Annotated in this window: 10 protein-coding genes; 7 read left to right on the top strand and 3 right to left on the bottom strand. The window is 46.8% G+C overall.

Annotated features, from left to right (window positions below; all coding sequences use genetic code 11):
- From BLCOC_RS27865 to phnX, 4 genes are all read left to right on the top strand, one after another.
- The gene (locus tag BLCOC_RS27865) at positions 1–1,680 is read left to right on the top strand and encodes an ABC transporter permease subunit (RefSeq protein WP_018595330.1); all 1,680 of its coding nucleotides are present in this window, start codon (positions 1–3) and stop codon (positions 1,678–1,680) included.
- Positions 1,677–2,654 carry an ABC transporter substrate-binding protein gene (locus tag BLCOC_RS27860; RefSeq protein WP_018595331.1) on the top strand — a complete coding sequence of 326 codons (978 nt, stop codon included), beginning with the start codon at positions 1,677–1,679 and terminating at the stop codon, positions 2,652–2,654. Before BLCOC_RS27865 ends, BLCOC_RS27860 begins: the two co-directional genes overlap by 4 nt.
- A 74-nt stretch (positions 2,655–2,728) precedes the next feature.
- Positions 2,729–3,826, top strand: coding sequence for a 2-aminoethylphosphonate--pyruvate transaminase (gene phnW / locus BLCOC_RS26590; RefSeq protein WP_029471556.1), 1,098 nt, complete (start codon positions 2,729–2,731; stop codon positions 3,824–3,826).
- Positions 3,823–4,590, top strand: coding sequence for a phosphonoacetaldehyde hydrolase (gene phnX / locus BLCOC_RS26585; protein WP_115623891.1), 768 nt, complete (start codon positions 3,823–3,825; stop codon positions 4,588–4,590). The genes phnW and phnX overlap by 4 nt, the downstream gene beginning before the upstream one ends.
- A 507-nt stretch (positions 4,591–5,097) precedes the next feature.
- Here the strand turns inward: phnX and BLCOC_RS26580 are convergent.
- Positions 5,098–6,318: a helix-turn-helix transcriptional regulator gene (locus BLCOC_RS26580; RefSeq protein WP_115623889.1), complete on the bottom strand. Its 1,221-nt coding sequence runs from the start codon at positions 6,316–6,318 to the stop codon at positions 5,098–5,100.
- 159 nt (positions 6,319–6,477) lie between these two features.
- Here BLCOC_RS26580 and uidA point away from each other — a divergent pair, with 159 nt between their 5' ends.
- Both uidA and BLCOC_RS26570 read left to right on the top strand, forming a co-directional pair.
- Positions 6,478–8,298: a beta-glucuronidase gene (gene uidA / locus BLCOC_RS26575; RefSeq protein WP_115623888.1), complete on the top strand. Its 1,821-nt coding sequence runs from the start codon at positions 6,478–6,480 to the stop codon at positions 8,296–8,298.
- A 92-nt stretch (positions 8,299–8,390) separates the two neighbouring features.
- On the top strand, positions 8,391–9,794 hold the full coding sequence (locus tag BLCOC_RS26570; RefSeq protein WP_115623887.1) for an MFS transporter: 1,404 nt from the start codon (positions 8,391–8,393) through the stop codon (positions 9,792–9,794).
- A gap of 239 nt (positions 9,795–10,033) precedes the next feature.
- Here the strand turns inward: BLCOC_RS26570 and BLCOC_RS26565 are convergent, their stop codons facing one another.
- Positions 10,034–11,200, bottom strand: coding sequence for an ROK family transcriptional regulator (locus tag BLCOC_RS26565; RefSeq protein ID WP_029471550.1), 1,167 nt, complete (start codon positions 11,198–11,200; stop codon positions 10,034–10,036).
- A gap of 217 nt (positions 11,201–11,417) precedes the next feature.
- Here BLCOC_RS26565 and BLCOC_RS26560 point away from each other — a divergent pair, with 217 nt between their 5' ends.
- Positions 11,418–12,305: a DUF1002 domain-containing protein gene (locus BLCOC_RS26560; RefSeq protein WP_029471549.1), complete on the top strand. Its 888-nt coding sequence runs from the start codon at positions 11,418–11,420 to the stop codon at positions 12,303–12,305.
- 187 nt (positions 12,306–12,492) lie between these two features.
- Here the strand turns inward: BLCOC_RS26560 and BLCOC_RS26555 are convergent, their stop codons facing one another.
- Positions 12,493–13,173, bottom strand: a complete 681-nt coding sequence (locus tag BLCOC_RS26555) for a GTP pyrophosphokinase (protein ID WP_226826266.1) — start codon at positions 13,171–13,173, stop codon at positions 12,493–12,495.
- Positions 13,174–13,262: the final 89 nt, after the last annotated feature.

Below are 13,262 nucleotides of genomic sequence, written 5' to 3'. Positions count from 1 at the left end.
ATGATAAGAAGAAATGAAAAGGAAATAAAGGTGATTTATGTACTGGTCATCCTCCTGTTTCTGGCGTTCCTCGCAGTTCCCATACTGAGACTGCTGGGCAAGTCTTTTGAGGGGACAGGAGGCCTGACAGCAGAGAATTACATAGCGGTGCTGACAGGGAAAGGTTTCGGAAGGGCACTCCTGAACAGTCTGTGGATCTCCGTCTGCAGCGCGCTTCTGGCTACTCTGCTGGCTTTTTTTCTGGCATATGCCATTCATTACACCAATTTGAAAAAGAGAACAAAAAAAGTCATCCGCACCCTGGCTGTACTTCCCATGCTGCTTCCCACCATCACTTATGGATTTGCAATCATCTATTCTTTTGGAAAACAGGGACTTCTGACAAGACTTTTTGGGCGTCAGATATTCGAGATTTACGGATTTAACGGACTGCTGCTCGGGTATGTGATCTATACCCTTCCCGTCTCCTTTCTGCTCATACTGAATACCATGAGCTACATAGACAAGAAATTTATGGTGGTTTCAAGAGTCATGGGAGACAAACCCTTTGCAACCTTTATGGGTACTGTTGTGCGCCCGCTTCTGGGAACCCTTGCGGCATCCATGGTGCAGTGCTTTTTCCTGTGCTTCACGGATTACGGAATTCCTGCATCGGTGGGAGGAAAATTCGATGTGGTGGCAACGGTTCTCTACAACGAAATGCTGGGCAGCGTACCCAACTTTCAAAATGGCGCGGTAGTGGCAATGATGATGCTGCTCCCCTCTGTGCTGAGCATATCCCTGCTTCATTACCTGGAGCGCTATAATGTCCGGTACAATAAAATATCCACCATAGAGATAACAAAGAACAAGAGAAGGGATTTTTTGTGCGGCCTGGCCAGCGCTGTGATCCTGCTTTCCATTCTCTCTGTGTTTGCGGTGATCTTCGTGGTTCCTTTTGTGGAGGAATGGCCATACAGGACCAATTTCACTCTGTCCCACGTGACGGAAGTATTCCGGGACAGCAGCCTATTGGGGGTATATAAAAATTCCCTGCTCATGGCAGTGCTGACAGCCCTTGCGGGACTTATCACCACCTACGGCGCAGCCCTTGCCACAGCCAGAAGCCAGTTGGGAAGAAAGTGGAAAAGTATCATCGAGAGCATTGCCCTGGTGACAAATACCATTCCCGGTATGGTCATCGGTATCGCTTTTCTTCTCATTTTCACCGGCACGCCGCTGCAGAATACCCTTGCACTTATCATCCTGTGCAACGTAGTGCATTTTTTCTCCACGCCGTACCTGATGATGAAAAATTCCCTGGAGAAGCTCAACAGCTCCTGGGAGACAACAGCCCTTCTTATGGGCGATTCCTGGGCAAAGACCATTTTCAGGATAGTGACCCCCAACATGCGTTCCACCATCCTGGAAGTATTCAGCTATTATTTTGTCAATGCCATGGTGACAGTCAGCGCCGTTATCTTCATTGCCGGAGCCAGAACCATGGTTATCACCACCAAGATCAAAGAATTACAGTATTATACAAGATTTAATGAGATATTCGTCCTGTCCCTTCTGATACTGGCAACAAATCTGGCGGTAAAAGGACTTGTGGGATATCTTTCCCAACGGGAATTCCATCCCGGAAAAATACGGGAAATATTTATATTAAGAAAGAGAAGAGGAGTACAAAAAGTATGAAAATGAAAAAAGTGACAGCCTTTATGATGACAGCAGCCCTGGCGGCATCCGTTCTTGCAGGATGCGGTTCAGGCAGCGGCAAACAGGTAGTTATCTATTCAAACGCAGATGACGAGGCTGTGGAAGCTATGAAAGAGACCCTGGATGCCAACGGCTATGAAGGAAAATACCTGTTCCAGACCTTCGGCACTTCCGAACTGGGAGGCAAACTGCTGGCGGAGGGAAAAGATATTGAGGCGGACATGGTAACCATGAGTTCCTTCTATCTGGACAGCGCACAGGAACAGAACAATATGTTCCTTGACCTGACCTTTGACTATAAGCCGCTCACAGAATTTCCGGCTTTCTACGCGCCCATTACCTCCCAGGAGGGAGCCATTCTCCTGAACACAGAGATGCTCAGTGAAAATGATCTGGACAGGCCGGAAAGTCTCAAAGACCTGACAAAACCGGAATACAAAGACCTGCTGTCCGTGACAGACATCAAAAGTTCTTCTACAGCGTGGCTGCTCATGCAGGCCCTTGTCAGTGAATATGGGGAGGACGGTGCCAAAGATGTGTTAAAAGGCATCTATGAAAACGCCGGTGCCCACATTGAGAGTTCAGGCTCCGCGCCCCTTAAAAAAATCCGTGCAGGTGAGGTGGCAGTTGGATTTGGCCTTCGCCATCAGGCAGTAGCTGATAAAAAAGACGGACTTCCCGTAGATTATGTGGACCCCAAGGAGGGCAATTTCTCCCTCACAGAATCTGTTGCGGTGATAGACAAAAAGAATGCAAATCCTCTGGCTATGGAGATGGCTCAGTGTATCGTGGAAAAAGGCAGGAGCGAGCTGATCAAGACCTATCCAAACCCAATCTACGAGGGTGAGGAGGCAGACCCTGACAATATGTCCGCTTATCCGAAAGTATTTCCTGAGAAGCTTACGGTTTCCCTTTTGGAACGCCACCAGGAGCTTTCAGAGGAATGTAAATAGACAGATTGGGAAGGTATGCAGCAGTGGAAAGAACCGATACAGTATATATATATTAAAACACAGGAGAATGAATCATGTTAAACTATAAATTATTAACCCCAGGCCCTTTAACCACAACAGACACCGTAAAAAAGGAGATGCTCTTTGACCATTGTACATGGGATGACGACTACAAAAAAATTACCCTTAAAATCCGCAGCCAGCTTCTGAAACTGGCCCACGCAGCCCAGCCGGAATACACAGTCGTCCTCATGCAGGGCAGCGGCACCTTCGGTGTGGAGTCTGTCATCACCAGTGTGATCGGGAAGAGCGACAAACTTCTCATAGCTGCAAACGGCGCTTACGGTGAGAGAATGGCTGATATTGCCGCTCACGCAGGTATCCCCTATGTGCTGTACCGGGAAGAATATGACAAGGTGCCATCAGCGAAGATCATTAAAAAAATCATGAAGGAAGACCCGGAGATCACCCATGTATCCATGGTACACAGCGAGACAACTTCCGGCATCCTTAACGATATAGAGTCTGTGGGAAAAGTGGTAAAAGACATGGGCAGAACCTTCATTGTAGATGCCATGTCCAGCTTTGGAGGTGTGGATATCCCGGTTGGAGAGTGGGGAATTGATTTCCTGGTCAGCAGCGCAAACAAATGCATCCAAGGTGTTCCCGGATTTTCCTTTATTATCTGCAGAACAGACAAACTCATAGACAGCAGCGGAAAAGCCAGAAGCCTGTCCCTGGACTTATATGACCAGTGGCTGACCATGAACAAAGACGGCAAATGGCGTTTTACATCACCCACCCACGTAGTTCTGGCCTTTGCAAAGGCACTGGAAGAACTGGAAGAAGAAGGGGGAATCCCTGCCCGAGCAAAACGCTACTCTGAGAACAATCAATACCTTATTGCAAAAATGTATGAACTGGGAATCCGCCCCTATATAGAAGGCAAATACCAGGGACCCATCATTACTACCTTCTACTATCCGGAGGGAAGCCACTTCTCCTTCCAGGAAATGTATGAGTACATCAAAGAGAGAGGTTACGCTATTTACCCGGGAAAGGTAACAGATGCAGACACCTTCCGCATTGGAAACATAGGGGAGATTTACCATGAGGACATGGAGAACCTTTATAACATCATCAAAGAATTTCTGGAGGCAAACAAGAGATGAACAGATTTGACGCCATCATATTTGACTGGGCAGGAACCACAGTAGATTACGGAAGCTTTGCACCCGTACAGGCATTCATAAAAGCATTTGAAAAATTCGGGATCACTCCTACGATCAAAGAAGTACGTGAACCCATGGGTATGCTGAAAATAGACCACATCCGCACCATGCTCTCCATGGACCGCATCAGAGACCTGTGGACTCAGATCCACGGCACCCCCTGGACCGAGGACGATGTAAAGGAGGTTTATGAGCACAGCGAGACAGCAATCCTCGAAATTCTCCCTGACTTTGCGTCACCCAAACCCTATGTCCCTGAGACCATAGAAAAACTTCGCAGCCTGGGCCTTCAGATAGGCTCCACCACAGGCTACACGGAGCAGATGATGAAAATCGTAGCACCCAAAGCCGCAGAGCAGGGATATGCCCCTGACTTCTGGTTCAGTCCTGATGATGTAGGCGGCATTGGCCGTCCCTATCCCTACATGATCTTCCGCAACATGGAATCCATGCATCTTATGGATGTCCGCCGCATCATAAAAGCAGGAGACACCGTAGCCGACATCAAAGAAGGCAAAAACGCAGGCATGATTTCCGTAGGTATCCTGGAAGGCAGCTCCGTCCTGGGTCTCACAGAATCCGAATACAACTCCCTGACCCCATCTGCCAAAGCCTCCATCCTTGACCAGGCCGCCCAGACCTACAAAAATGCAGGCGCAGACTACGTGATCAAAGACATCCGAGGAATCCTGGACCTCTTATAAACTTCTTACCGCTTCACCAAACCACACCCAACTAATCAAAAAAGATGGCCCCGTAACCCATCCCTTAAAATTCAAATCCCCCAGAACCACGCCCGACTCCAACACCTGGCCGTGGTTCTTTCTACCCCCTGAAACCTTTGATATCCCAATCTTCCAATCCTCCAATCCTTTCCCAGCTAAGACAAAAATCTGCCTCAATCCACATTCATCCTAATAATAAATTCCAAGTTTGCTGTTTTCCTTCAGCCTTAACAGAAATACATCAATTTGCCAATCACCTGCAAGTTGCCATGTTTTTTCCATCCGCAGCCAGGAAACAGGGAGAGGAGGGGACAAGGTTCAGATGAACGAAGGTTAAGTGGAGCGGCGCGAAGATCCACCTGCCCCAGTTGATTAATGAGGAGGCCAATGCCGACGAATTTAGCAACTGGGAGCAGGTTAGCTGAGGGACGCGAAACGTCGAAGAGAATCTGAACCTTGTCCCCTCCTCTCCCGTCCCCTTTGCCACTACTTCTGATGAATCATCTCCCGATACTCACTAGGCGTCCTCCCCATATTCCTCTTAAACAACCTAGTAAAATAATTCAAATCAGCCACCCCGGACGCCGCCGCGATACTCTGGATCTGCAGATCCGTAGAATTCAGCAAAAACACAGCATTCTCAATCCTCTTCTTATTCACAAAGTCTGTCAGCGTACTTCCGGTCTCTTTCTTAAACAGCGATGACAGGTAACTTGGGCTGATAGAAAATTCCTCAGCCAGCGCCTTTAAACTCAGATCATCCGTCAAATAAAGACAGATATGGTTGATCACATTCTGAATAATAGGCGAATACCCTTTCAGGGAATGAGACTTTACTAACAGACAATACTTCCGCATCATCTCCCGCTTTAACCTGCCGTCCTCATCCTCACTGGTAATGGCCTCAATCTCCCGTGCGAATTTAGAAGACAATTCGTCCAGATACAGGGGATGAACGCCTCCGAACTCCGCTGCCTTGCGAAGCAGTGTATTAAAGATGATCAGATAATTCTTGGAATCCCGAATCCGGTTGGAAAGCCTTTGCTCCAGTGAGACAGACATTTCTCCTGCAGCCAGCAGCTCCACTTTTTTATAGTTTCCGGTAGCCACTGCCTGCATCATTTCCTGCTCTGCCCGGTACCTCTCCTCGATCAGCTCCCTGTTCTCCAGATTTACCTGTGCCTGCCCATAATAGACGTTGGTGATCTCATCCATAAACATATCGCAGTATTCAACGGAAAACTTCTCCGCTCCCCCGAATATTTCCGCAGCCATCAGAAGAAGTATGGTCCGCGCATCATCTGCATGGTTGATAAATGGGATCAGTTCATAATATTGTTTTAAAAATCCGGAATATTTGGCCGGAATTGACAGCTTCTGCTGCATCTGCAGTATGAATTTTTTGTCTGCCCTGTGCTGCAGATAAGGCCCGGCTATAAAATAGACGGGAGAATCTGTCCCCGGCAGCCGCATTACCGTGTGATGACAGTTAAAGCAGTCTTTTGAAAAATACATCACATGCTCTCTGCTGTTCCTGATAAAATGCAGTGCATTATCCCTGGAGGTACTGTCAACCGCAATTTTTTTCCTCAGGCCCAAATCCAGATCTAAACTTTCAAGCTCATCTTCAGTTAGAATGCTGCTGTGAAAATTAAAATTTTTAAGTACCTTTTGAGTAAATTTTAAAACAGAGTCATATGACGCCATACATCTGCCTCCCCATACTATTTTTAATTATTATCATACAATTTTATGAAATGTTCAAGTCCTAAGTAAAAAAATGCGAATAAAGCTAAAAAAAGTGAGAATGCCGCCGGCAAAAAACTGTTAGAATCTAGCCATACAAGGTACGAGGAGGAAAAATAAATGTTACAGTATTCAATGTTATACCCAAGGCAGTCCGTATCCAGAAGAACCGTGAGCATGGATGGAATGTGGAAATTCCGTCTGGACCCGGAAGGAAAGGGAACAGAGAACGGATGGACAGACGGAATCCCGGAGGCGGATCTGATCCCGGTGCCGGCCAGCTTCCAGGATTTTTACACAGACAAGGATACAAGAGAGTATGCTGGAGATTTTTGGTATGAGACAGAAGTATTTGTCCCGGAAGAATATGCCGGTAAAAATGTGGCGATCCGTTTCGGCTGTGCAACCCACAGAGCAGAGGTGTATTTAAACGGCGTCCATGTGGCATCCCATGTGGGTGGATTCCTTCCCTTCATGGCAGACATTACAAGTGTGGCTAGATACAACGCAGTGAACCGGGTAGTTGTCAAGATCAACAATGAACTCAGTGAAACAAATATTCCGTGCGGCAAGACGAAAGTCCTGAGTAACGGAAAGAAGATGAATAATCCGTATTTTGATTTCTTTAACTACTCCGGACTGCAGCGTCCCGTAAAATTAGTTGCATTTCCTAAGGAATATGTGTTTGATCTGACTGTGGATCACAGTATTAATGGTTCGGACGCAGACGTGTCCTACAGTGTTGTGACAACAGGGAAACATCCTGTAGAGATCACAGTATACGACCAGGACGGTAGAGAGGCAGCGTCAGCCAAGGGCAAAGAGGGAACTCTTCATATTAAAAATGCCCATCTGTGGCAGGTGCGGAACGCATATCTCTATACCTTTACCGTGCGCATCAAAGATGAAGAGGAAGTGCTGGATGAATACAGCGAGGAAATCGGTATCCGTACAGTGGAGGTAAAAGGAAAGGACATTCTGGTGAACGGCTCTCCTGTTTACCTGAAGGGATTTGGAAAACACGAGGACAGTGACATTGTAGGACGTGGATTTAGCATTGGTATTATGAAGAGGGATTTTGAGTGTATGAAGTGGATCGGGGCCAACTCCTTCCGTACTTCCCATTATCCATACAGCGATGAGATTTACCAGATGGCAGACCGCGAAGGCTTTCTGGTCATTGATGAAGTTCCCGCTGTGGGGCTTTTTGAAAGTCTGATGAACTTTATGGAGGCATCCACCGGCAAAAAGACAGCGTTCTTTGCAAAAGATACGATCCCAGAACTTCTGGAAAACCATCTGCAGGCAGTGGAGGAGATGATCACCCGGGACAAGAATCATGCCTGTGTCATTGCCTGGTCCCTGCTGAATGAACCTGAGACTACAGATGAGGCAGCGGTTCCCTATTTTGAAAAAGTATTTGCCCGCGCCCATGAACTGGATGTACAGAAACGCCCCAGAACCTTTGCACTTATCATGAATTCCCTGCCGGATACCTGCAAATGCTATCACCTGGCAGACATCATCTGCATGAACCGGTACTATGGCTGGTATCTGATGGGCGGATATGAAATGTGCGACGCAGAGGCGACCTTCAGAGTAGAGATGGACAGATGGGCGGAGAAAAACCTGGACAGACCCTTTATCTTCACCGAATACGGCGCCGACACATATGCTGCGGAGCATAAACTGCCCTCTGTTATGTGGAGTCAGGAATATCAGAAGGAGTATCTGGAAATGTGTCACCGTGTATTTGATTCCTATGATTTCATCAGAGGCGAACAGGTATGGAACTTTGCTGATTTCCAGACCACAGAAGGAATCATGCGTGTAAATGGAAATAAAAAAGGAATCTTCACCAGACAGAGACAGCCCAAAGACGCAGCATTTTATTTCAAAGACCGCTGGGAAAAGCTTCCATTAGATCATAAAAGCAACTGAGGATAAAGGAAACTATTTTTGCATGGATTTTTACTCGTAACTGAAAGGGGACTGAACAGTTACGGATAAAGATAAATTTCAGGGAGATAATCATGAATGAGAATAACAAAGTAAGACCCTTTGGAATGCGGGATAAGATTGGCTATATGTTCGGGGATTTCGGGAATGATTTTACCTTTATATTTGCCAGCTCCTTCCTTATGGTGTTTTATACAAAAGTGCTTGGGATCAGCGGAGCCATGGTGGGAACCCTGTTCCTATTAGCCAGGGTGGTGGATGCATTTACTGATATCACCATGGGACGCATCGTTGACTCCGTCAAACCAGCAAGAGACGGAAGATTCCGCTGCTGGGTCAGAAGAATGTGCGGGCCTGTTGCCATAGCCAGCTTCCTTATGTATCAGAGTGCCATGGCAGGAGCGCCCATGGCGCTGAAGGTGGTCTATATGTATGTGACCTATCTGCTGTGGGGAAGTGTTTTTTACACATCCATCAATATTCCTTACGGTTCCATGGCGTCAGCTATCACAGACAAGCCGGATGAGAGGACTGCACTCTCAACATTCCGAACAGTAGGCGCAACACTGGCCGGACTGATCATCGGTACAGTCACACCGCTGCTGATCTATACAAAGGATGCAGACGGGAACCAGATAGTCAGAGGCGGTTCCACATTTACCATTATTGCCGGTGTGTTTGCTCTGTGTGCAGTGCTCTGCTATGTTATCTGTTACAAACTCACTACAGAGCGTGTCAAAGTAGAACCGGATCCGGATGCAAAAAAAGTCACACTGGGACAGACCTTTGCCGCTATTTTCAGAAGCCGTGCCCTGCTTGGGATCATCGGCGCAGCAATCTTTCTTTTGCTGAGTCAGCTCCTGATACAGGCTATGAACAATTATCTGTACACAGAATATTTCGGCTCCGCAGGCGCCATTTCCATTATGACCATCTTAAATACAGTTCTCATGCTGGTGGTGGTGGCCCCGCTCAGTGTACCGATCAGCCGCAGATTTGGTAAAAAAGAGGCATCCACAGTAGGAGCGCTTCTGGCCGGTACTGTCTTCCTTCTTCTGTTCTTCCTGAAAGTGAAGAATGTAGCGGTGTACATTGTGCTTGCCAATATCGGTATGCTGGGGCTTGGATTCTTCAACACAGTGATCTGGGCCAATATCACAGATGTTATAGACGACCAGGAGGTCAAGACAGGACAGAGAGAGGACGGCACCGTGTATGCGGTATATTCCTTTGCGAGAAAGCTTGGTCAGGCACTGGCCGGAGGCGCAGGCGGCTGGGCGCTGTCCATTATCGGATATGACCAGCTTGCAAAAGTTCAGACAGAAGCCGTGATCAATGGACTGTACACAACTTCCACTCTGATTCCAGCAGTATGCTTCTTCATTGTAGCCCTGTTCCTATGGTTCATTTACCCTCTTGGCAAAAAGAACGTGGAGGCAAATGTAGAGGAACTGAAACGCAGACGTGAGAATGCCTGATATTCTTCCACAACAAAAGCCATCGCCCGGACATATCCAAACCGGGCGATGGCTTTTTCTATAAATATTAAAGGAAGGAGAGCCGGTCTTGCGACCGACATATGAAAAAGAAAATATAAAAATAATGTTTGTTTTGAATTATTTTTATGATATAAGTATATTCCCCAAATATGTGCAAATCATGTTTAAGTTGTGAAGAATTCATGAACGAAAACCGAATCTTTTATGAATGTAAAAAATTATCGTAAATTGTCACTAAACGGCACCCGTATTTTCAAATGTTTGATGTCGAGAAAGCCCTCAGCGCTGAGGCGTATTCCTCCCATAAGCCCGGACGTATCCTGAAGCCGGGAGGGGATAATGCGGCAGTCCCTATTTTGATGGCGGGCCAGATAGGCTACGATCCTCTGGTTTATATCAGGGATATAGTTTGAGAAAGAGCTGTTTAATACGATCAGGTCAATGTTAAAGGTATTGATAATATTGTTAATGCCAATGGACATATATTTTACAAACAGATCCATCATTTCCAATGCCTCCGGTTTTTGTTCCTGATAGGCCCGAAGAAAGCTGTCGATGGTTACTGTGTCCTGTTGGGTGCGCGCAGCGTACTCTTTCAGAATGGCACGCTCTGAGGCATACAGCTCAAAACAGCCGTTATTGCCGCAGGGACAGGGTTTTCCGTCAGGAAACAGGATTGTGTGGCCGAACTCCCCGGCATAGCCGTCACGGCCCTTATAGAGCTGTTCATCAATGAGGATACCCATTCCCACACCGTCGTGTATATTCAGATGGATCATATTCCTGTAATTATAGTGAAAAGCGGATTCTCCCAGTACAGACAGGTTGGATTCATTTTCCACAGTGACGGGGATGCCGAATTCCTCAGCCAGGATTTTCCCCAGATGGGGCTGGGGAAGGGGGTAGTAAGGGGTAAATATGATTTCGTTCTCCCTCACAACACCATATATGCCGATGGAAATGCCCACGATTCCGTAGGGCGCATTCTGACACCGGGGAAGAGTCTCCTTTATAATACTGCGCAGAAGCTCCAGAAGGCAGTCCTCCTCCTGAAAGGGGTACTCCTTTAAGTGACAGTCCTCACCCTTCAGATCAGAGATCAGCGTGATGATCTGCCTGGGATGCACATCAATAGAAAAAGCATACCCGCATTTTTTCTGGAATTCCAGCAAAATCGGCTTTCTGCCCAGTGCGGTCTGGGCACTTCCTATTTCCGCCACAAGGTTCTGTTCCATAAGATCCTGTACAATATTGGATATGGTTGCCTTTGTCAGATGCAGCTCCTTTGCCAGCGCGGCGCGGGAGACGGGCGGATTGTTTACGATATATTCCAGGACCTGACGCCGGTTGTTGTCTCTTATCATTTCTTGGTTAGCGATTGCCATAAAAACCTCCGTGATACGGTATAGTATCTTTTCTGTAAAGTAATCATACCACTTTTTCGGTGTTGGGGGCAAGTTGTTTGTTTACCCGCTATACAAATTGTACTTCCCAAATTGTTAAGAGAAACTTTAGATGCAGGATTTGACGATTTGTGCTATTCTAATAGCAGGCAGGGGTATCCTGCGAGCTATAAGGGGATATAAGAAAGGAGTTATGATCATGATGAAAAGAGGACTTGCATTTCTCATTGCGGGAATCATGCTGCTGGCATCACCTGTCAGTGTACTGGCAGACCGTGAGGACGCAAAGCTGGAAAAACCATATGTATCATTGGGCGCGGATCTGAATGCTCAGGAGCGTGCCACTGTGCTGGAGCTTTTGGGTGTGACAGAAGAGGACCTGAAAAATTATACGGTAGCCACCATCACCAACCAGGATGAGCACGACTATCTGGACGCATACCTGGACAAGAGCGTCATCGGTTCCAGAGCGCTTTCCTCCGTACTGGTAGAAGGCAAGACGGACGGGAACGGGATCAAGGTTACCACCCATAACATTTCCTATTGTACCACAGGTATGTATCAGAATGCTCTGGTCACAGCAGGTATCAAGGATGCGGACATTGTAGTTGCGGGACCGTTTAAAATATCAGGAACAGCGGCGCTTGTAGGCGCCATCAAATCCTACGAAAACATGACCGGAGAGAAGGTAGAGCAGGAGAATGTGGATACTGCCACCAACGAGCTGGTCATCACAGGAAAGCTGGCCGAGAACGTGGGCAACAGTGAGAAGGCAGAGCAGCTTGTAGGCGCGGTCAAGGAGAAAGTAGTAGAAGCCCAGAACATGTCAGAGGAGGAAATCGGTGACGTGGTGGACCAGGCAGCGGATGAGATGGAAATCAAACTCTCGGCGGAGGACAGGCAGGCGATCGTGGATCTGATGGAGAAGATCAAAGGCTTGGACCTGGATGTTGACAGTTTGAAAGAGCAGGCAAAGGATTTGTATAATAAGATTGAGGACTTGGGGCTGAAGCTGGATATCAACCAGGAAAAGGTACAGGGATTCTTTGACAAGATCATCCAGTTCTTTAAAAATCTGTTCAGTTGATAATAAAATAACAGCAGTGGTTTCCGTTCCCCCCAAAGTTATGGATAAATCCATACAGAGCCGTTTGTGGCGGAAGGGACTGACTCCACAGTAAAAATAAGACCCCGAACGCACAGAATATCTGTAGTTCGGGGTCTATTCTCGTAATTCTCAATGGCCGGAATTTTATGTAAACCGGCTCGGACGTCTAATCTTTTTCATAACCGGCGCTGCATTTCTGGATTGCCTCGTTCAAAGACAACATGCGGCGGTCAAGCTGAGATGCTATTTTAGCACATTCCTGTAATTCACTGCTTATATATGCCGGAGCGTTTCCTTCAAATTTATAATAAATCTTGTGCTCCAGGCTTGCCCAGAAGTCCTGGGCAATGGTGCGTATCTGTATTTCTACTTTTGTTTCCACCACACCATCTGACAGGAAGATGGGTACGGTTACGATCATATGATAACTCTGATAACCGCTTTCCTTGGGGGTCTTAATATAATCCTTCAGGGAAAGTATCTTCAAATCAGTCTGTTTCGCAATCATATCGGCTATGCGGTAGATATCTGAAGTGAAAGAACAGATGATTCGGATACCCGCAATATCGTTGACATATTTGACCATATTTTCGATATTGGAATCATATCCGTTCTTTCTCAGCTTCTTTACAATACTCTCAGGTGTTTTAATCCTGGACTTCACATGTTCGATGGGATTATAACGGTGGATGTGCTGAAATTCTTCATTCAGAATATCAATTTTGGTCCCCACTTCCTTCAGTGCGGCATTGTACAGGAACATCAGGGTTTCCCAGCTATTTACGTCCTCGTAGTTGGTAATATGAAGGGCGCTGCTCATCTTTTTACATCCTCTTTCGTGATTCATGACAGTTTTCCAATACCCTATCAGGTGTGTTTTACTGCCGGCAGGAACATTTCCCACTTTTATCAAGTATATCACAAAAGCGATATATT

This window comes from Blautia coccoides (assembly GCF_034355335.1).
Taxonomy (GTDB): domain Bacteria; phylum Bacillota; class Clostridia; order Lachnospirales; family Lachnospiraceae; genus Blautia; species Blautia producta.
The sequence above is the reverse complement of the archived record's forward strand: the minus strand, read 5'-3'. Positions and strand labels throughout refer to the sequence as shown.

Excerpts from the sequence above, each read along its gene's own strand:
- BLCOC_RS26555 (WP_226826266.1), bottom strand. The coding sequence starts at position 13,173 with ATGAATCACGAAAGAGGATGTAAAAAGATGAGCAGCGCCCTTCATATT.
- uidA (WP_115623888.1), top strand. The coding sequence starts at position 6,478 with ATGTTACAGTATTCAATGTTATACCCAAGGCAGTCCGTATCCAGAAGA.
- BLCOC_RS26580 (WP_115623889.1), bottom strand. The coding sequence starts at position 6,318 with ATGGCGTCATATGACTCTGTTTTAAAATTTACTCAAAAGGTACTTAAA.
- BLCOC_RS27865 (WP_018595330.1), top strand. The coding sequence starts at position 1 with ATGATAAGAAGAAATGAAAAGGAAATAAAGGTGATTTATGTACTGGTC.
- BLCOC_RS26570 (WP_115623887.1), top strand. The coding sequence starts at position 8,391 with ATGAATGAGAATAACAAAGTAAGACCCTTTGGAATGCGGGATAAGATT.
- phnW (WP_029471556.1), top strand. The coding sequence starts at position 2,729 with ATGTTAAACTATAAATTATTAACCCCAGGCCCTTTAACCACAACAGAC.
- BLCOC_RS26560 (WP_029471549.1), top strand. The coding sequence starts at position 11,418 with ATGATGAAAAGAGGACTTGCATTTCTCATTGCGGGAATCATGCTGCTG.
- BLCOC_RS27860 (WP_018595331.1), top strand. The coding sequence starts at position 1,677 with ATGAAAATGAAAAAAGTGACAGCCTTTATGATGACAGCAGCCCTGGCG.
- phnX (WP_115623891.1), top strand. The coding sequence starts at position 3,823 with ATGAACAGATTTGACGCCATCATATTTGACTGGGCAGGAACCACAGTA.
- BLCOC_RS26565 (WP_029471550.1), bottom strand. The coding sequence starts at position 11,200 with ATGGCAATCGCTAACCAAGAAATGATAAGAGACAACAACCGGCGTCAG.